The sequence below is a fragment of the Blautia sp. NSJ-140 genome, from assembly GCF_022868965.1.
Lineage (GTDB): Bacteria > Bacillota > Clostridia > Lachnospirales > Lachnospiraceae > Blautia_A.
Map to the genome: position 1 here is coordinate 211383 of NZ_JALIFS010000004.1, position 19405 is coordinate 230787.

15 protein-coding genes and 1 other annotated feature are annotated in these 19405 nt (G+C 44.3%); of the genes, 7 read left to right on the top strand and 8 right to left on the bottom strand.

Going from position 1 to position 19405, the window contains the following annotated elements; translation table 11 throughout:
- Window positions 1-200: 200 nt before the first annotated feature.
- Window positions 201-2162, top strand: coding sequence for a threonine--tRNA ligase (gene thrS, locus MUB50_RS06905; RefSeq protein WP_118624073.1), 1962 nt, complete (start codon window positions 201-203; stop codon window positions 2160-2162).
- A gap of 67 nt (window positions 2163-2229) precedes the next feature.
- Here the strand turns inward: thrS and MUB50_RS06910 are convergent, their stop codons facing one another.
- Genes MUB50_RS06910 through MUB50_RS06940 form a run of 7 tightly spaced genes read right to left on the bottom strand, consistent with a single transcriptional unit; the run spans window position 2230 to window position 9916 of the window.
- The gene (locus MUB50_RS06910) at window positions 2230-3453 is read right to left on the bottom strand and encodes an MFS transporter (RefSeq protein WP_118624071.1); all 1224 of its coding nucleotides are present in this window, start codon (window positions 3451-3453) and stop codon (window positions 2230-2232) included.
- Between the two features lie 29 nt (window positions 3454-3482).
- The gene (locus tag MUB50_RS06915; RefSeq protein WP_118624069.1) at window positions 3483-4487 is read right to left on the bottom strand and encodes an ABC transporter ATP-binding protein; all 1005 of its coding nucleotides are present in this window, start codon (window positions 4485-4487) and stop codon (window positions 3483-3485) included.
- Window positions 4488-4499: 12 nt separating this feature from the next.
- Window positions 4500-5279 (bottom strand): ABC transporter permease, encoded by a 780-nt coding sequence (locus tag MUB50_RS06920; RefSeq protein WP_118624067.1) that lies wholly within the window; start codon window positions 5277-5279, stop codon window positions 4500-4502.
- A complete protein-coding gene (locus MUB50_RS06925) occupies window positions 5276-6130 on the bottom strand; it encodes an ABC transporter permease (protein WP_182433948.1) in 855 nt (284 codons plus the stop codon). Before MUB50_RS06925 ends, MUB50_RS06920 begins: the two co-directional genes overlap by 4 nt.
- 16 nt (window positions 6131-6146) lie before the next feature.
- Window positions 6147-7274: an extracellular solute-binding protein gene (locus tag MUB50_RS06930; RefSeq protein ID WP_244790298.1), complete on the bottom strand. Its 1128-nt coding sequence runs from the start codon at window positions 7272-7274 to the stop codon at window positions 6147-6149.
- Window positions 7275-7307: 33 nt separating this feature from the next.
- Window positions 7308-8135, bottom strand: a complete 828-nt coding sequence (locus tag MUB50_RS06935; RefSeq protein ID WP_118624061.1) for an alkaline phosphatase family protein — start codon at window positions 8133-8135, stop codon at window positions 7308-7310.
- A gap of 11 nt (window positions 8136-8146) precedes the next feature.
- Window positions 8147-9916, bottom strand: a complete 1770-nt coding sequence (locus MUB50_RS06940; RefSeq protein WP_118624059.1) for a glycoside hydrolase family 2 protein — start codon at window positions 9914-9916, stop codon at window positions 8147-8149.
- Window positions 9917-10295: 379 nt separating this feature from the next.
- Here MUB50_RS06940 and MUB50_RS06945 point away from each other — a divergent pair, with 379 nt between their 5' ends.
- Window positions 10296-11264 (top strand): ArsR/SmtB family transcription factor, encoded by a 969-nt coding sequence (locus tag MUB50_RS06945; RefSeq protein ID WP_118624057.1) that lies wholly within the window; start codon window positions 10296-10298, stop codon window positions 11262-11264.
- 1 nt (window position 11265) lies between these two features.
- Here MUB50_RS06945 and MUB50_RS06950 read toward each other — a convergent pair whose 3' ends face one another.
- The gene (locus MUB50_RS06950) at window positions 11266-12132 is read right to left on the bottom strand and encodes a shikimate dehydrogenase (RefSeq protein WP_022427354.1); all 867 of its coding nucleotides are present in this window, start codon (window positions 12130-12132) and stop codon (window positions 11266-11268) included.
- 297 nt (window positions 12133-12429) lie between these two features.
- On the opposite strand from MUB50_RS06950, the gene MUB50_RS06955 reads away from it, so the two are divergent.
- From MUB50_RS06955 to MUB50_RS06975, 5 genes are all read left to right on the top strand, one after another.
- Complete coding sequence (locus tag MUB50_RS06955) at window positions 12430-13281, top strand: sigma-E processing peptidase SpoIIGA (RefSeq protein ID WP_173753892.1); 852 nt, start codon at window positions 12430-12432, stop codon at window positions 13279-13281.
- A 16-nt stretch (window positions 13282-13297) separates the two neighbouring features.
- Window positions 13298-14023: an RNA polymerase sporulation sigma factor SigE gene (gene sigE / locus MUB50_RS06960; RefSeq protein ID WP_118624055.1), complete on the top strand. Its 726-nt coding sequence runs from the start codon at window positions 13298-13300 to the stop codon at window positions 14021-14023.
- A gap of 104 nt (window positions 14024-14127) precedes the next feature.
- Window positions 14128-15126 (top strand): AraC family transcriptional regulator, encoded by a 999-nt coding sequence (locus tag MUB50_RS06965; RefSeq protein WP_244790300.1) that lies wholly within the window; start codon window positions 14128-14130, stop codon window positions 15124-15126.
- Window positions 15127-15229: 103 nt separating this feature from the next.
- Complete coding sequence (locus MUB50_RS06970) at window positions 15230-17878, top strand: alpha-L-rhamnosidase (RefSeq protein WP_118624051.1); 2649 nt, start codon at window positions 15230-15232, stop codon at window positions 17876-17878.
- Window positions 17879-18087: 209 nt separating this feature from the next.
- Window positions 18088-18873: an HD domain-containing protein gene (locus MUB50_RS06975; protein ID WP_118624049.1), complete on the top strand. Its 786-nt coding sequence runs from the start codon at window positions 18088-18090 to the stop codon at window positions 18871-18873.
- 230 nt (window positions 18874-19103) lie between these two features.
- Window positions 19104-19313 (top strand) — a binding site (T-box leader).
- Window positions 19314-19405 lie beyond the last annotated feature (92 nt).

Consider the following 19405-nt stretch of genomic DNA (forward strand, 5'->3'; position numbering starts at 1 on the left):
ATCATCATAATTGAGAGGCTTTGTATCCTGGCATGACCGGGCAGCAGAGCAAGCAGGGTGGAACCGCGAGAATGAATGAACTCGTCCCTTACAGTATGTGATGTACTGTGAGGGATTTTTTTATTGCAGAATCTCTTGCAAAAGCAGACACATGCTGTGTATCATAGAAACTTCATTTAAAATGAAAGGAGAAAAAAACAATGATCATTACATTAAAAGACGGCTCAAAAAAAGAATACGCAGAAGCAAAATCTGTGATCGATATCGCCTATGACATCAGCGAAGGTCTCGCACGTGCAGCATGTGCAGGAGAGGTAAACGGAGAGGTTGTAGATCTTCGTACCGTTCTTGACAGTGACTGTGAACTGAACATCCTCACAGCGAAAGACGAGAAGGGCCTTGCAGTTCTCCGCCATACAGCATCTCACGTAATGGCACAGGCTGTACAGAACTTATACCCGGAGGCAAAGGTTGCCATCGGACCATCCATTGATACAGGCTTCTACTATGATTTCGACCACGAGCCATTTTCCCGGGAGGATCTTGACGCCATCGAAAAAGAAATGAAAAAGATCATCAAAAAAGGCGCTAAGATCGAGCGTTTCACAAAATCCCGTGAAGATGCTATTGCATACTTTAAGGAGAAAAACGAGCCATATAAGGTTGAGCTTATCGAGGATCTTCCGGAGGGCGAAGAGATTTCCTTCTATTCCCAGGGAGACTGGACAGATCTTTGCGCAGGACCTCATCTGATGAGCGTAAAAGGTGTGAAAGCATTTAAGCTTCTTTCTTCTTCCAGCGCATACTGGAGAGGCAGCGAGAAGAATGCAATGCTCACACGTATCTACGGAACTGCCTATGCTACAAAGGATGAGCTGAAAGAGCATCTGGAGCAGATGGAAGAGGCAAAGAGACGTGACCATAACAAGCTTGGTCGTGAGATGAAGATCTTCACAACTGTAGATGTGATCGGACAGGGACTTCCGCTTATCATGCCAAACGGTGTGATCATGATGCAGGAGCTTCAGCGCTGGATCGAGGATGAGGAGACAAAGCGTGGATATGTAAGAACAAAAACTCCTCTTATGGCAAAGAGTGATCTTTACAAGATCTCCGGACACTGGGATCATTACAAGGACGGTATGTTCGTACTTGGTGATGAGGAGAAGGATAAAGAGGTTTACGCACTTCGTCCGATGACATGCCCGTTCCAGTACTATGTATACAAAGCAGAGCAGCACAGCTATCGTGATCTGCCAATCCGTCTTGGAGAGACCTCCACATTGTTCCGTAACGAGGATTCCGGTGAGATGCACGGCCTGACACGAGTTCGTCAGTTTACGATCTCTGAGGGACATCTGATCGTAAGACCGGATCAGATGGTAAAAGAGTTCAAGGATTGTATCGCACTTGCCCAGTACTGTCTCCAGGTACTTGGTGTTGAGGAGGATGTAACCTATCATCTTTCCAAATGGGATCCGAAAAATAAAGAGAAATACATCGGTGAGCCGGAAGTATGGGAGGAGACAGAAGGTCATATCCGCCAGATGCTGAACGAGCTGAATATTCCGTTTACAGAAGATGTAGGAGAAGCTGCTTTCTACGGACCGAAGGTTGATATCAACGCAAAGAACGTATACGGAAAAGAAGACACCATGATCACAATCCAGTGGGATGCACTTCTTGCAGAGCAGTTTGATATGTACTATATCGATGAGAATGGCGACAAACAGCGTCCGTACATCATCCACCGTACATCCATGGGATGCTATGAGAGAACACTGGCATGGCTCATTGAGAAATACGCAGGAATGTTCCCGACATGGCTGTGTCCGGAGCAGGTTCGTGTGATCCCAATCTCCGAGAAATTCAATGATTATGCGCAGAAGGTTGAGGCCGAGATGAAAGAAGCCGGAATCCGCTGCTCCGTTGACGGACGTTCCGAGAAAATGGGTTACAAGATCCGTGAGGCACGTCTTGAAAGAGTACCGTACATGCTCATTGTCGGTGCAAAAGAGGAAGAGGAAGGCAAGGTTTCCGTAAGAAGCCGTTATCTTGGAGATGAAGGCATGAAAGATCTCGGAGAGTTCATTACCTTTATCAAAGAGGAGATCAAGAATAAGACTATCCGTAAGATCGAGGTTCAGGAAGAAAAGAAATAAATCATAAACGAAAAAGATCCCGTCGGCAGATTGTTAAAACTGTCGGCGGGATTTTTGACGCAGCAAATTATTTTGTAATGTTGCGACATAAAACACAGTTGAAGAATGCGCCTGCTGTAAAAAGAACCCAGAGACCTACGGTAATGCTCCAATTGGTGTGCTCTGCCAAGATTCCGATTCCCAGAGTAGAAATGGCAGTTCCCATATACGCAACTGCATTCAGAAAACCGGAAATGGTAGCCACACGACCCTGCTTTTCATATCGCAACGGATAGATGCTGACATATAGGGTGTTAACTGCCATCATGGAAGTGGTAGTAAGGGCAAAAAGAACAGTGGTGAGAAAAATGGAAATATGTCCAAGCATCCACAGTAAAGTGAGGGAAAGAGTAGAAATTCCGAAAAAAACAGCAGCAGCAAGCGTTTCGTTTTTCTGACATTTAATATATACATATCTTGCAAGATAAGCGCCGGCAAGATTGAAAATAGGAAGTAATGTGGTAATTAGTACAGAAAAAGAAGGGGAAGTAAGAAAATTCTCGGAAATGTATGTGGGAACCCAGGTGGTAACTCCGTCTTTTAACATTCCATGGATCATGATAGGGAATAAAAGCAGGAAGATTCCACTGGTTCGGATCAATCCCAAGAATGGTGACTTTTCTGATACAGAAAAGTCGGAAATATTTTTGCCGACGATGTCTGTTTGTCTGCATACAGCGGAAAAACCCACTTTCCAGACCAGCGCAACGATAAAAAGAAGTATGGAAGCAACGGTAAATACAGATTTCCATCCGGACAGATGAAGGATGATAGCAGAAAGGAGATAGGAAGCCAGAGTTCCGGATGCTTGTGAAGAAACAATATCAATAGAGTATTTAAGCTTTCTGCGACTATCCAGCATTTCCGAGAAGATACGGATGATGGGAGGCCAGATCATAGCCTGAGCGTAACCGTTGATTCCCCAGACTGCGGCCATGAAAGGATAAAGAGAAATCAGAGGCATGAGAAAATTCATAACCGCAGCTAGAAAAAGACCGGTAAAGATCATTTTCTGAGGCGGCAGCCAATCTCCGAGAATGCCGTTGAGGAGCTGACCAAAGCCGTAGGAGAAAAAATAAAGCATACTGATAAAACCGGCATGACTTTGGGTAAGAATTCCGGTTTGAATCATATCGGACATTGCAGAGGAATAATTCAGTCTTCCGATATATGCTGTAAAATAGGCAATCCAGCACAGCAGGAAAAGAAAAAATGCTGTGCTGGAATTTTTTATTTTGCCAAGTTTGTTCATGAGATACCTCCGGAAAAATAAAGGAGTATTTAATGAAGGTGAAGAATATCTTCTTTTAAAATCTGGAGATGAAGGAGTTCGCCGGTCTTTCGCTGTCTGTTGGTTTCGAACAGGGCATCTGCGCGAAGCTCAATGCCGTTGCAGTCAATTGTATAGGAAATAGTGGTTCCGCGAAGCATTACGCCGGTGATTTTTCCTTGGAATCGAACTGCATCATCCAGAATTTCGGAAGTAATCAGAATAGCTTCCGGGCGGATGGCAACAAAATCACAATCTGAGGAACATCCGCATAGTTTCTGAAGATCAGTGCGGCTTAAAATGTTGTAATGCCCAATAAAGTTTGCGGCAAATTTTGTCTGAGGATGTGTATAAATATCTGCAGGAGAACCGGATTGTTCAATTTTTCCAACGTTAAAAAGATGGATAGTATCAGACATAACCATGGCTTCTTCCTGATCATGTGTAACAAAAATAGTAGTCATTTTCAGATTTTGCTGGATTTTTCGGATTTCTACCTGCAGATTTCTTCGAAGAAGCGCGTCAATGGCACTTAACGGTTCATCAAGTAGAAGAACTTTTGGTTCCATTATGATGGCACGTGCCAGTGCAACACGTTGCTGCTGCCCTCCGGAGAGCTGACGTGGATACTGATCCAGTTTATCGGATAGACCTACAGTACAAAGAACATCTTTTACTTTCTCGGCGATGAAACGTTTATCTTTTTTTTGCATTTGAAGACCAAAGGCAACATTCTGGCGTACGGTCATATTTGGAAAAAGGCTGTACTGCTGAAAGACCATACCGATTTTTCTCTGCTTTGGGGTGAAATCCGTAATGTTGGTTCCGTCAAGATAAATTTCTCCGTCTGTAACTGTTTCCAGTCCGGAAAAGCAGCGAAGAAGGGTGCTTTTTCCACAGCCGGAGGGTCCGAGAAGGGTAACAAATTCTCCCTCATCAATAGAAAAATCAATGCCCTTGAGGACTTCGTTATTTCCAAAACTTTTATGAATATTTCTGAATTCAATATATGCCATTTTATACCACCCTTATCTCTTTCTGTTTTGAAATTTAAAAACCAGCTGTGAAATGATCAGAGTAACTGTAAACATGATGATTACGATTACGCATTGATACTGAAGCACGATCAGTCGGCTGTTGTACAGTAACATCTGAACGGTTTCGTATTTGTTTCCTGCGATGATCTTAATGACGGCGAAATCACCGAAAACAGTAGAAAGTGCCAGAAGTGAGGAAACCAGAATACCGGCCAGCATATTTGGAAGAATAATACGGATAAAAGCATACAGCTTTCCGGCACCGAGAATCTCGGCTGCTTCCAGAAGGCGGGTAACATTGATTCCGTGAAGGTTGTTACGGATTCCCTGATAAACAAAAGGCAGAATAGAAATGCTGTAGATACATACAAGCATGACCATACGATTGGAAAAGAAGGTAACGCCACCGGCGTAAAGCGCCAGAACCGGAATCGCGATGGTTACACCTTTCAGGGAGTTGGGAATCATGCAGATCGTCTGGATGTACTTCTCAAGTTTTGGATAATAAACAACGGAGGTATACAGTGCCAGAATCACAACAATGTTGCAGATCAGGATTGGTGGAATACTGATCAGAATTCCGCGCAGGATAGCCGGCCACAGAGTGGGTTCTGTAAATGCCTGTATCCAGTATTTGAATGTCCAGCCTGCGGGAAACAGCTTTGTCCATCCTATGGTAAAGGAATAGATAAGCGTTGCTGCAAACGGAATCAGAAGGAAAATGCTGGCAAGGGTAATGATAACATAGGGCATTTTTTTCTTACGTTTCATACCTGTTCCCCTCCTTTACAAGCGAGTTTTTTCAGAAGATTACAGATACAGATAACAGCTAGCATGATCAGGATCATCCATATGGCAAGTGCAGATCCCATTTCTTTCTGCGGTGTCATTTCGCCGGTAAACATGGTTGTGATCTTTACCGGAAGAAGCGGGATGCTGGTAGTTACCAGAAGAAGAACAGTGGCGTAAGCTGTGATCGCATTTGCAAAAAGCAGGGCAAACGTATCGAGAAGACTTGGAAGCATTACAGGAATACCAATCCTTGTCCAAAAATGAAAAGGAGAGGCTTCCAAGATTTCGGCGGCTTCTTTCCAGGAAGAATCCACTGCTTGAAAAGCGGGAACCAGCATCAGACTGCCCAGGGGCAGCTGAAAGTAAATAAACATCAGCAAAAGCCCCTGAATAGAATACAGACGGAAAACCGTGGACAGCTGTATACCGATCGCACGCAGTGCAAGTACAAAAATTCCGGTATTTCCGAGAATAACGACAAATGAAAAATAAAGTGGTAATCCGGCAAAATTTGATACCATATTCAGCATGGATAACATCCGGCTCTGGCCATTTTTGCCTAGTTCATTAACTGCCCAGGCAATGAGAAAAGAGAGAACCAGACCGATAATCGTAGAAGTAAAGGACAAATACAGACTGTTGCTGGTTGCTACCTGATAAATGGAATCCGTAAAGATGTTTTTGTAATTATTTAATGTAAAAGCGCCCGTTTCCGGTGATAAAAAACTTTTCTGGATCATGCTTATAATTGGCAGAAAGATAAACAGTATGGCCAGCAAAAGCAGCGGAAGAAGCGGTATCAGCTTTTGAAGGTTACGAACTTTTTTCATTTGGCAGTCCTCCATATTACTGAACCAGAGGAAGAACTTCTCTTTCCCACAATTCAGCGATTTTTGCACAGGCATTGTTTAATGCATCCACATCAGAAATGTTTGTGCAGTTTTTATAAAGATCATCATCAAGAAGTTTGGATTTAACATCATTAGGAAGAGTTACATCCTGTTTAGTTGGGCGGGCATAGCCTTCTGCACGGTTGATGGCACCTTCATCACTACAGAGATATTCGATGGCAAGACCGGCTGCGTTTGGATGAGGAGCATATTTGTTGATGATCTGGGCGTAACCGTTTGTTACAGAGCCATCGGATGGAATCGTAATATCAAGCTCCATGGATGGATTTTCCGCAATGATATTATCTCTCCATGCAAGAACCGAGTAATCATAGTTTCCTACGCAGCATACCATTTCACCACTTGCCAGACGGGCAGAAGTTGTATCACCGGTGTCGAGACGTCCGGCTTTTGCAAGCCCTTTGAAATAATCAATGCCGGGCTGTACATTGTCCATGGATCCGCCATTTGCGATGGCGCAGGATAAAACTGCAACCTGTGATGCCGCGCCACCAAGAACATTTCCGACAGATACGAGATAATCTCCGCTCTTTACTTCTTCCCAGGATGTCGGGCATTTGCCATCGGTGAATTCTGTGTTTGCGATAAATGCAAGGGATCCTGTGTAAGTCATGATCCAGCGTCCGTCCGGGTCTTTTGCCCAGTCAGGGAAGGAATCCCATGTGGAAGCTTTGTAAGTACCGATGACATCCTGTTTGATGGCTTCCGGGGTCATGGAAAGACCGATGTCACCGATATCTTTGGTAGGGTCGTCCTTTTCAGCTGCAAACTGTGAAAGCTCTTCTGCAGAAGTCATATCCACATCTCCGTGAGAGATGCCATAAGTATCGGTGATCGCTTCCCAGGAACCTTTCCAGTTTGCCCAGTCATCAGGCATTCCGACAGACTGAAGATTTCCTTCTTTCTGCGCATTTTTGATCAGATCGTCAAGACTCATTTCCTCGCCGTTTAAAACAACTTTTGCGTTGTCAGCGGCGCTGACGGGAACGGCACAGATCAGCATGGACGCGGAAATAGCTGCGGTTAATGCGGTACTCAGTAAAGATAAAGTTCGTTTTTTCATGGGTAAACCTCCTTTGTTATGGTATGTGGTTATTTAAATGGTCTCGGCCATTCTGATCGGAATTTCAGTCATCATGTCCGGAGAGGACGGGATGTTCAGAAGCCGGCATAGAAGAGGTGCAATGGAAAGCTGGGAAATATAATTACTTTCAAAACGTCCGGAAACTACCTGATCACTGAAAATGTAAAGAGGTACATCCCGTTGAGGTGAATCTGTTCCACCGTGGATTCCAAATTCATTGATTCCGTGATCGGCAGTAATGACAATGTTATATCCTGAATCCAGCCAAAGAGGAAGCAGATTGGCAATCATATGTCCGGCAATAGCGACGGCTTCTTCGTATTCTCTGGAGCCTGCTCCATGTTTGTGCCCCTGATCATCAATGGCCATGGAATGGATCAGCAGAAAATCAGGATTCTGGTTCTGACGAAGAAATTCTCCGTCTGCAAAAAGGTGGGAATCCGGATAGCTGTCATCCCAGTAGTAAATTCCGGAATCGATGGTCTCAGAAGACTGAAGCTGTATTCTGTCATGCTCTATGCAGAATGGAATATGGTTATAGAGCTCTCCGAACCAGTGGTATGCGGCGGCGGCGGTTTTTCCTCCATGCTTTTTGCAGAGAGAAAACACATTGTCGCAGTTCAGGGTTTTTAGAACATCGTTGGTAGTTATGCCATGAGAATATACAGGAGTTCCGGTAAGCAATGTTGCATATATTGGCCGGGAAAGAGAAGGAAGCTCTCCTTTTACTTTGTATTTGGCACCTTTCTGATAATCAATCAGGTGTTCCAGATATCCGAGATTTCGTGTGCCGGCTTCGTACTGGCAGGCATCCAGAAGGATAAACACTGTTTTATTCATAGAGACCTCCTTTAACAGTCCTCAATCGTGGAAAATGAAGTGGTAGTTTCTCTGGAATCGTTGATTTCCCGTATTTTCTGAGGGTCAATTTTAAACTGATGATCTTCATTTAGAAGCCCGTTTTGTTCCTGCTGGATATCTGCCAGCTGTGTGTAACAGAAACCGCACAGCAGATCAGAAGAATAAATGGACTGAATTACGTGTCTGTAGGCAGTGAGAAAATCTTCTTCGCTGTCTGTGTCAGAATATCCCCAGCTGTCAGGGTTACATCTGGTACCAAGAGAAATCCCGCCTGCTTCCGTGAGCATGACCGGTTGATTTTCATACACAAATCCTTCTGCAAAAAGTGGTTTTTCCACCAGCTTTTCCAGACCGGAAAGAGATTTCAGGCCTGTAGAAAAAGCAAGCAGGGAATCAGAATCATTGGAGGAACCGTGTTTGTAGGAGTGAAAAGCACAGATATCATTTTCGGTCATTTCCCATCCGTCATTGGCGATTACAAGCCGGGTCGGATCAAGGCTGTGGGCCAGGTGATACAGGGAACGGGTAAAATGTTGTTGCTGAGGGTTGCTGTAAAGAGCGGGAACTCCCCAGCTTTCGTTCAGCATATTCCATAAGATAATACAGGGATGATTGTAATCCCTGTGAATGGTGCGAGCCCATTCCTGTGAAAAAATGGCGGCGGACTGTGTCGAAAAACTCCAGAAGCTGGCGGTGCTTTCCCATACAAGAAAACCAAGTTTGTCAGCCCAGTAAAGAAAAACGGGATCTTCTGTTTTTTCATGTTTACGGCAGCCGTTAAAGCCCATTTCTTTGGCTTTTTTAATATCCTGGATATAGTTTTCCTGGGAAGGTGCGGTGATCAGACCGTTTTTCCAGTAGCCCTGATCCAGCAGTAATTTCTGATAATAAGGCTGATTGTTGAGATATACTTTACTGTTCCGGACCTGGATCTTACGCATTCCGAAATAAGAAACAATGTGATCCAGAAGTGTGTTTCCGGATTTTAGAAAAATGTCTGCGGTAAACAGGTTCGGATGTTCCGGGGACCAGTACCATCCGGTAAAATGGAAAGAACCACGTAAAGCTTTGCTTTTGAAAATATCAACGATGATCTTTCCACGCTTTTCTGAAACAGTAAGGCAACCATGTGAAACAGGATGTTCACGAAAGGTAATATTCCATTCTAAATCGCAGGGGAAAGAAGCGGCGTCAGAAACAGAATATGCAATTTCAACAATGCCCTTATCAATGTCCGGAGTGAAATGTATCCATTCCAGATGGGAGTCATTTACCGGTTCAAGCCATACCGACTGCCATATGCCACTGGACTGTGTATACCAGATAAATTCGCTGGAAGATTTCCAAAACTGTTTTCCCCTTGGAATGGTTTCGTCATGAAGGTAATCTGTTACAGCTACCTGGAGTACCGTATCCTTGTCGGAAAGAAAATCTGTGATGTCGAAAGAGAAGGAAGACTGTCCGCCTTCATGGAAACCGATACAGTGATTGTTGATAAATACGTTGCATTTGTAATCGACTGCACCGAAATGAAGGATGATCCTCTGGCCGGCCCAGTCTGCCGGAATGCGAAAAGTACGCTGGTATACGATTTTGTCAGAGATAAGTTCTTTTTCAAATCCACTGAGTTTGCTCTGAGGTGGAAATGGAACCTGAATCTGAACGGGAGTATCTGATGTTCCGTCCAGGAATTCCCAGGAACCGTTTAAAGTCATCCATTTATCCCGGACAAAGTCGGGACGCGGATATTCATTTCTCATAGGCAGATCCTTTCTTCTGGTAAAATAATGCTGAAATATCCGTAATGGGTGTTGTCAGGTTACGTTGGCTGCCATATAATAGGGTTGATAGAATTTATTACATAATTACTGAAAAAGGATGAAAAACAAAATAATAAATATGCTTTCCTCTTTTTTATATTTATAATTGTAGCTATAAAATCCGGAAAAATCAATGATTTTAATGCAAAATGACAAAAATCTCTAATTATAACAAGAATATATAATGCAATTTGTATATATTTTTGTAAAAATGAATATTGTTTCAAAATAATTGTAACAAAAGAAAAGATAAGCAGATATTCATTACATGAATCCTGAAATTGAAAAAAGGGCAGAATATTTACTAAGGAGGGAAAAAATGTCAGAAGAAAAAATAAATCAGAGAATCACAACAGAAAAAGAACTGGAGTTAAATCTGTCAACAGAAAGTCATAAACCTTGGATTACGGCTATCGGTAAGGCACTATCATCACCGGTTCGGATTGATATCCTTAATCTGATTAAAGTACATCCGTTGTCATTACAGGAAATTTCCAGACGACTGGGAATTCCCCTGTCTTCTACAGCTATGCACATTAGCTGCTTAGAAAAAGCGCATCTGGTTTCTACGGAAAGTCAGCCGGGAATTCATGGTTCCATGAGAATATGTATGTGTGATTTTATTTCGTTTCATCTGGAAGCTTATGATACGGATATCAATGCGACAGAAAATACGCTGGTGTATGAAATGCCCATTGGAAATTATGCGGATTTTCAAGTGGAACCGTCCTGCGGTCTGGCGGGAATGGATGGTGTGATCGATACCTTTGATGATCCCAGATCCTTTTATTCTCCGGACAGACATAAAGCACAGTTGATCTGGTTCTGTCAGGGGTATATAGAATATCGGTTTCCAAACAAGATCAATCCGCTGTGGAATATCCGGGAACTGAGTTTTTTCATGGAAATATGTTCGGAAGCACCGGGATATAATGCACAGTGGCCCTCCGATATCACAATTTCTGTCAATGAAAAGACAGTGGGAATTTATACATGCCCGGGAGATATGGGGGCAAGAAGGGGAAGGCTAACTCCGAATGTGTGGCCGATGGGGCTGACACAGTATGGGTTTATGACGAGCGTTTCTCTAAGGGAAGATGGATGTTATATAAACGAAATTAAAGTAAATAATGAAAATATACTGGAAATGATCCGCCTTTCGGGAAAACCGTATATTTCGCTGAAACTTGCAGTGCGCCCGGATGCTGGAAACAAAGGCGGCTTGAATCTTTTTGGAGAAAAATACGGGGATTTCCCTCAGGGAATCAATATGAGAATCGTATATTAATTTATTTAAAATATTTCTCCCGGACGAGCTCAACCGGCATGTCCAGTCCGGTCCAGATGTGGAAAGCCTTTACACCCTGGTGGAGCAGCATGTACATTCCGTTAAAGGTTGGACATCCGGCTTCCCGGGCTTCCCGAAGGAGTCTGGTTTCTCTTGGTTCATACACAACATCGGCTACGGTAAGTTCCGGATGGAACAGAGTCTTATCCGGGATCACGGTGCCTGTCACATCCGGAACCATTCCCACAGAAGTTGCATTGATGAGGAGATTGCTTTCCTCCAGTGCATCCTTCAGCGCAGTGTGATCATCCATCTCATGAAGTATCATCTCACATTCTGTCATATGAGACATTTTTTCTGCCATGGCAGCGGCGCGCTCCCAGTAACGGCTGGTAGGACGTGCAAAAACATGGATCTTTTTTGCCCCCTCCAGGGCGGACTGGCCGCAGATCGCCATTCCGGCACCACCGACGCCCATAACGGTGATGGTTCGTCCTTTTACATCACAGCCGGCATCTCTGGCAGACTGGGTAAATCCATAACCATCAGTATTAAACCCCTTTAATTTTCCATTGTCGTTGCGTACGGTATTTACCGCTCCGATCAGCTGGGCAGTGGGAGAAAGCTCGTCCAAAAGCTCCACGATCTTATTCTTGTTTGGCATGGTCAGGTTAAAGCCCTTGATCCCACAGGCTTTCAGTCCTTCCACAGCCTGGGGAAGGGTCTCCTCTGTTACATCAAAACAGAGATACACATAATCAAGTCCAAGATAACGGAATGCCTCATTGTGCATTAAAGGTGATACGCTGTGTGCGACGGGGCTTCCCAGAAGGCCGGTAAGCCCGGTATGTCCGGTAATATTGATCATTGTTCGATTCCCTCCTGTATCTCATAAAATAGAATTTCTTTACGAAATATAATAAAAAATATTTTAGCACTATAAAGTGCGAAAATCAACAAATACAAATATTGTACGGAAATTTATACATTTTTGTCGCTGATTCATAGAAAAAAACTATAAATGTCGAGACAGACAGAAATGACCCGATAAGTTTGAAGAATCGACATCCGGATTTGACAAAATATGCAAAGAGCCTGCCCTATAATAAATGCACTTACCAAAGTTGAGAATCGATGGCAGACGAAACAGCAGTGGGGGAAGCTTATGTATCAGAGGATATACATAGATATCGTTTTTATGACGAATTTCCTTATGGATTACATGCTTTTAAGACTTGTAGGAAAATTTCTGCATCTTGACGGGAAACGCAGAAGATGTGTGATATCCGCTGCCTTTGGATCTTTTGTATCCTGCCTGCTTGTATGTGCACCTTTTAAGATCATTTTTCCTGCCGCTGTACTGATCCATGGCGGCTGCGCTTTTTTTATGGCGTCGTTTGCTTTTCGACTGAAAAAAGGCGGCCTTCTTGCAAAAACCATTCTGGCTCTGTATTTCACAGCTTTTGTGGTTGGCGGGATCTATCAGGCACTGGAAACGGAAAGAACCATGACAGTGAAAATATTTCTGCTTTTTCTGTCAGGGATTTATGGCACACTTTATACCCTGGGATGTGTGACCGAGACCTTCCGGTTTGGAAGAAGAAATATTTTCCCGGTCACTTTGAAATATCAGGGGAAGCTGAAGCAGACATACGGCTTTTATGATACCGGAAATCTCCTTATGGATCCTGTGAAAAAACAGCCGGTATCGATCATCAAACAGGAACTTTTGGGAAGCCTGATATCGAAAGAGCAGGTGAAAAAACTGATGGATATAAAAGATAAACCAGAGGAACTGGAAAATACAGGATTTGTCAGCCTGCAGCCGCATTTTCTGAGCTGTCATACCGCAGATGGAAAAAAGGGACTGCTGCTGGCAGTGATCCTTGATGAACTTCTGATCCAGACTCCCGGAAGGGTGATACATGTAGGAAAACCGGTGCTTGCCATAACATCCGAGCCCTCAGCTTTGGGAGAAGAGTACGAGATACTTTTGAATTCCAGACTATTAAATTGAGAAGGGGGCTTTTGTTATGAACAGAGCAGCTGCAAGATCCTATCCGTTTCAGGTGATCCGGAAATTTATGTTCAATCGTCCGGGAGAGGTTTTTTATATTGGTGGAAATGATATCCTTCCGGCGCCGTTGTCAGCAGAACGGGAGGCTGAAGTGATCGAAATGCTGGGAACAGAAAAGGAAAAAGAAGGAAAGTCGGTTCTGATCGAGCACAATCTACGGCTGGTGGTTTATATTGCAAAGAAATTTGACAATACAGGGGTAGGTGTGGAGGATCTGATCTCCATCGGAACCATAGGGCTCATAAAGGCTATCAATACCTTTGATCCGGTAAAAAATATCAAGCTTGCTACCTATGCATCACGATGTATCGAAAATGAGATTCTGATGTATCTGAGGAGAAACAGTAAAACAAAGATGGAGGTTTCCATTGATGAGCCGCTGAATGTGGACTGGGATGGAAATGAGCTGCTGCTTTCGGATATCCTGGGAACGGATGACGATGTGATCTCCAGACGTCTGGAAGATGAGGTGGAGATCTCACTTCTTGGAAAAGCCATCAGCAAACTGACAAAGCGGGAACAGATGATCATCCGTCTGCGATTCGGGATCGGAAACCGGGAAGGAAGAGAGAAAACACAGAAGGAGGTAGCGGATCTTTTAGGAATTTCGCAATCCTACATTTCCCGCCTGGAAAAGCGGATCATGAAGCGGCTGCGGAAAGAAATCGTAAAGTATGAATAGAAGAAACCGGAAAAAACAGTTTACCGGACAGGGACAACGTGTTATATTGGAAAAAAGAGCGGAAACAGTCATTTTCCGGTAAACGAGGAGTTTGAAGAAATACGATGGACAGAGAAGAGCTTGACCGTTATCTGAGAAAGATAACACCAAGAGAAAAAGAAATTTTGGAAGGGATTTCCCTGGAGGAACTGCAAAGGCAGGATACCTGCCGTTTTGCAAAGGCCGGCCAGGGAACTTATCTTTTTGAGGGAAGCCTGTTTATGGCACCGGGAGAAAAAATCGTGGTAAGCAGGCAGGACCGCTATGTGAAAGTCCTGCCCCACCAGCATGATTATATAGAGCTTTGTTATCTCTGGTCAGGAAGCTGCAGTCAGACCATAGAAGGGAAGAAGATCGTTACCAGCGAGGGAGATGTCTGTATTTTTGATACCCAGGCAGTGCACGCGATCGAGGCGGGCGGTGAAAACGATATTCTGGTAAATATCCTTATGAGCCGGGAATTCTTTGACACTGCCTTTCTGAGCCGGATGCCGCGCCAGGGAATAGTTTCGGAGTTCCTTGCGGAATCGGTGACCAGAAGCAGGAAGAAAAAGCATTATCTGTATTTTAAAACTCATGGGAACAACCGGGTGGGTGAGATCATGGAGCAGATCATATCTGAGTATTATGCCCGGGATATCGGTATGGAAGAGGTGATGGAAAGCTATGTGATCATTCTGTTTACAGAGCTTCTCAGGACCTGGCGTGACGAGACAAAGAAACAGGCATCTGTTGCAAAGGAGGTACAGATCCTGGAGCTTCTTTCCTATATCGAAAAAAATTACGAAACATGCACACTTCCGGAAATGGGAAGGGCATTTGGAATGCATGGAAATTATCTCACAGCTCTTCTGAAAGAAAAAACAGGAAGAAGCTTTGTGGAACATGTTCAGGAACAGCGCCTGAAAAAAGCAAGGATGCTTCTGGAAACAACGGAACTGCCGCTTTCAGAGCTGATTCCACTGTGTGGTTACAACAATATGAATTTCTTTTACCGGAAATTCCGTGAGGCAGAGGGATGTACACCGGCGCAGTATCGGAAAGAATATCGAAACACCTTATAAATGGTTAATATTTTGATGAAAAAGCGTTATTGAAGGATGACGCTTTTTTTGTTACCATCTCTGTAAGAACTGATAATATCATGGAAGATCGGGGGTAGAACCTATGTTGAAAATCAATGAGATCCGTATGGATTATGAGAAAGAACAGATTGGAATCACACATATTCCGGAGTTCAGCTGGACATTAGAAAGTGATAAGAGAAATGTGCGCCAGGATACCTGGGAACTGGAAATTGCTGAGGATAAGGCTTTTGAGAAAAAAATCTATAAAAGCGGAAGAGTGAACAGTGATGCATCTGCGCAGATCATTCCTGAGGATGTGAAACTTGAATCCCAGAAGAAATATTTTGCTCGTGTAAAAGTAACTGCCAACGGAGAAGAAACAGAATGGGCAGAGACATCGTTTGTCACAGGAATTCTGGATAACAGTCAGTGGAAAGCGGTGTTTGTATCCGCAGAGGAAGAGGCAGATAAAGATAACTCCAAGGGTACCTATGTAAGAAATGAATTTACAGTGAAAAAACCTGTAAAAGAGGCCTATGTATCTGTAACTGCACTGGGACTGTATCATTTCTATCTCAATGGCAGAAAAGTTGGAAATGATGAACTGACACCAGGATGGACATCCTACCGTAAACATCTTTGCTTCCAGACTTACGAAGTAACGGATTACCTGAAAGAAGGCAAAAATGCGGCAGGTGCCGTGCTGGCAGCAGGCTGGTATAAAGGTAAAATGGGATTTGAAGGCCTTGAAAAGAACAGAAATCACTATGGAGAGAATACGGCACTTCTGGCGCAGATGGTGATCCGTTATGCGGATGGGACCGAAGATCTTTTTGTGACAGATGAGAGCTGGAGCGGTGCAGATGCACCGGTTGTGTTTGCGGAGATCTACGATGGTGAGATCTACGACGGAGCAAAAGAGATCAAAGGATGGGCAGAGGCCGGATGTACAGCCGGACAGTGGAAGCCGGTCCGTAAACTGGATTACGATTTTTCCGTTCTTACCGGACAGGGAAGCGGAAAGGTTTCCCTTATGGATGAAGTAAAACCAAAAAAAATTTTTGAGACACCACAGGGAGATATGGTGATTGATTTCGGCCAGAATATGAGTGCTCTTATTCAGGTTACCGCAGCAGGTAAAAAAGGTGATGTAATCCGTCTGGACTGCTTTGAGGTGCTGGATTCCAAAGGAAATGTATATCTGGATAACCTGAGAGGGGCAAAGGAATCTCTTCAGTATACATTCGGGGAAGACGGAACCATCACATACCGTCCGTCATTCACATTTATGGGATTCCGCTATGCGAAGATCGTTTCCTTTCCAGGTGAGCCATCCCTTGACAATTTCACAGCAAATGCCATCTATACCAAGATGGAGCGTACAGGATTCCTTGAGACATCGAATCCGGATCTGAATCAGCTTGCACATAATATTCTCTGGGGACTGAAGAGCAATTTTGTGGATGTTCCCACAGACTGCCCGCAGAGAGATGAGCGTCTTGGATGGACCGGTGATGCAGAGATCTTCTGCCGTACGGCATGTTTCCTTGAAAATACCTATTCCTTCTACCGAAAATGGCTCCGTGATGTGGAGGCAGACCAGACAGAGGAAGGCGGTGTTGCCCATGTTGTTCCGGATATCATTTCCGGAAACGAAGGGGATAACTGGCTCCTTGAGCAGGGAAGTCATTCTGCAGCAGCTTGGGCAGATGTGGCTGTGATCAATCCCTGGACCATGTATCTGACGTTTGGTGACAAAGAGATTCTGAAGATCCAGTACAACAGCATGAAGAACTGGATCAACTTTATGAGAGAATATTCTGTGGATTATATCTGGAACTACAAGCTGCAGTTCGGTGACTGGGTAGCTTTGGATGCTGAGGAAGGCAGCTATTTCGGTGCAACACCGAATGATCTGACCTGTACGGCATACTTTGCATATTCCACAGGTCTGTTTGTAAAAGCAGCAGAAGCCCTGGGATGCACTGAGGACGTGAAAGAGTACACAGATCTTTACAATAAAGTTGTAGATAAATTCCAGAGAACCTTCTTTGATGAAAACGGTGAGATGACAGCACAGACGCAGACCGCACATATCGTGGCACTGTACTTCGAACTGGTACCGGAAAAATATAAAGAGAAAACCGTTCAGGGGCTTTTGAGACTTCTGAAAAAAGAGAACGATCATCTTGTAACCGGATTTGTGGGAACTCCGTATTTCTGCCACGCATTAAGCCAGAACGGACATGTAAAAGAAGCTTACGACTTGCTTCTGAAAGATGATTTCCCATCATGGCTGTATCAGGTAAAAATGGGCGCAACTACAGTCTGGGAGCACTGGGATGGCCTGAAGCCGGACGGAACCATGTGGAGTGCAGATATGAACTCCTTCAACCACTATGCTTACGGTTCTATCGGAGAGTGGCTGGTTCGTGTGATGGCAGGTCTTGAGGTGGATGAGAAGGAACCGGGATACAAACATGCAGTAATCTATCCGAGAATGGGTGGAAACCTGGACTATGTAAAGGTTGAGTATCGTTCTGTATACGGACCGGTAAGAAGCTTCTGGGAAGAAAAACCGGGAGAGACGGTTCTGCATGTTTCCATACCTGCAAATACAACTGCAACTATCTGCCTGGACGGTGCAAAGGAAGTGAAAGCCGCAGATGGACTTAACTTCACAGCCGCAGACGGATTTATGCAGGCAGAGACCGGATCCGGAGATTATGAGATCCATTTTGTGAGATAAGAAAAAAGAGAGGTATTTTTTAGAAAAGGCGGCTGCCAGGCCTATCCGGAAGATAGGCTGTGGGCAGCTGTCTTTTTTGACCAGAGCAGGAGGCAGAGAGAAGATTTAAAATTCCGGGAAATACAGTAGAATTCGTCAGAGACCTTCGGTATAATAAATACAGAGTGTTTACAGAACTACAGAATGAACAAAAGAAGGGATGTGGCAGAATGATCGACATTGCACATGCAAAACAGGAATTCGAAAAATATCTGGATGAGTACGACCGGGAGGATGAACAGATCTATCTGAAGATCGTACATACTTATGGAGTGGTGAAATACGCAGGAGAGATCGCCAGAAAAATGGAATGTTCCGATGAAGATGTGGAACTTGCGGAGCTGATCGGTCTGCTTCATGATATTGGCCGTTTTGAGCAGATCCGTAGATTTCACAGCTTTGAGCCGGGAACCATGGATCATGCAGTGTTCGGTGCAGAACTTCTTTTCGGGGAGGAGAAGCTGATCCGGCGCTTCGTGAAGGATGATAAATTTGATGAACTGATCAATGCAGCAATTCGGAAGCACAGTGATTTCAAACTGGAAGGAATCCACGATGCAAGAACGCTTTTCCATGCAAAATTGATCCGTGATGCCGATAAGCTGGATAATTGCCGGGTGAAGCTGGAAGCATCAATAGAAGCCATGCTTGGTGTATCAGAAGAGACTGCCGGGGAAGGGCTGATCTCACCGGCAGTGTGGGAATCCTGTCTCAGAAGAGAATCCGTATTATCCTCAGACAGACATGTGCCGGTGGATTACTGGGTATCTTATCTTGCTCAGTATTATGATATTAATTTTCCTGAGACCTGTGAGATCATCGAAGAAGAGGATTATATCACCAGGATCGCAGGCCGGCTGACTTACCAGGAGCAGGATACCAGAACTAAGCTCCATATTCTCACAGAAGATCTGAACAGGTATCTGGAGATGCCGGCTGTGTCTGTGAAGGAATAGGATTATAGAAGTTACTGTTCACTGGCAATGTTCCGCGAGGTGTTTTTTGTGAGCGAAGGTCACAGAAAACCCGAGACATACCGCGCGAATTTATGCGATTAGCATAAATTCTGTGCATCGCGAAGCGTGTTACTGAGAACGGAGTGAGCAGTAACTCATAGCAGAAAGACTTGTTATATTTTTTTGTTTGGGGTTGACTTTGAGGCGGTTTTCACCTAAAATATATCAAAGATACGGCGATGATGAGAATAGTACACAGGGAATTATCTCAGAGAGGGATCTGCTTTGGTGGAAGGATCCTGTGCGTGAACTGTGGAACCGGCCTCGGAGCTCTGCGTGATTGAAGCGTGGCGTGTGTTTCCGGCGTTAACGGGTGTTGAGAGAACAGCTTTTCTGGCTGTTAACTGGGGTGGTACCGCCGAAGTCATTCGGTCCCTTGTGAGGGATCCGGAGGGCTTATTTTTTTGTCCGTAAAACGGGACTGTAAATGTAGTGTACGGTTTATGGGACAGAAGAGCAAGCTGGAAGGATT

Bases quoted from the DNA above. Each gene is read 5' to 3' on its own strand.
- MUB50_RS06950 (WP_022427354.1), bottom strand. From the start codon at position 12,132: ATGATCAATATTACCGGACATACCGGGCTTACCGGCCTTCTGGGAAGC.
- sigE (WP_118624055.1), top strand. From the start codon at position 13,298: ATGAACAGAGCAGCTGCAAGATCCTATCCGTTTCAGGTGATCCGGAAA.
- MUB50_RS06915 (WP_118624069.1), bottom strand. From the start codon at position 4,487: ATGGCATATATTGAATTCAGAAATATTCATAAAAGTTTTGGAAATAAC.
- MUB50_RS06945 (WP_118624057.1), top strand. From the start codon at position 10,296: ATGTCAGAAGAAAAAATAAATCAGAGAATCACAACAGAAAAAGAACTG.
- MUB50_RS06920 (WP_118624067.1), bottom strand. From the start codon at position 5,279: ATGAAACGTAAGAAAAAAATGCCCTATGTTATCATTACCCTTGCCAGC.
- MUB50_RS06935 (WP_118624061.1), bottom strand. From the start codon at position 8,135: ATGAATAAAACAGTGTTTATCCTTCTGGATGCCTGCCAGTACGAAGCC.
- MUB50_RS06930 (WP_244790298.1), bottom strand. From the start codon at position 7,274: ATGAAAAAACGAACTTTATCTTTACTGAGTACCGCATTAACCGCAGCT.
- MUB50_RS06955 (WP_173753892.1), top strand. From the start codon at position 12,430: ATGTATCAGAGGATATACATAGATATCGTTTTTATGACGAATTTCCTT.
- MUB50_RS06910 (WP_118624071.1), bottom strand. From the start codon at position 3,453: ATGAACAAACTTGGCAAAATAAAAAATTCCAGCACAGCATTTTTTCTT.
- MUB50_RS06970 (WP_118624051.1), top strand. From the start codon at position 15,230: ATGTTGAAAATCAATGAGATCCGTATGGATTATGAGAAAGAACAGATT.
- MUB50_RS06925 (WP_182433948.1), bottom strand. From the start codon at position 6,130: ATGAAAAAAGTTCGTAACCTTCAAAAGCTGATACCGCTTCTTCCGCTG.
- MUB50_RS06965 (WP_244790300.1), top strand. From the start codon at position 14,128: ATGGACAGAGAAGAGCTTGACCGTTATCTGAGAAAGATAACACCAAGA.
- thrS (WP_118624073.1), top strand. From the start codon at position 201: ATGATCATTACATTAAAAGACGGCTCAAAAAAAGAATACGCAGAAGCA.
- MUB50_RS06975 (WP_118624049.1), top strand. From the start codon at position 18,088: ATGATCGACATTGCACATGCAAAACAGGAATTCGAAAAATATCTGGAT.
- MUB50_RS06940 (WP_118624059.1), bottom strand. From the start codon at position 9,916: ATGAGAAATGAATATCCGCGTCCCGACTTTGTCCGGGATAAATGGATG.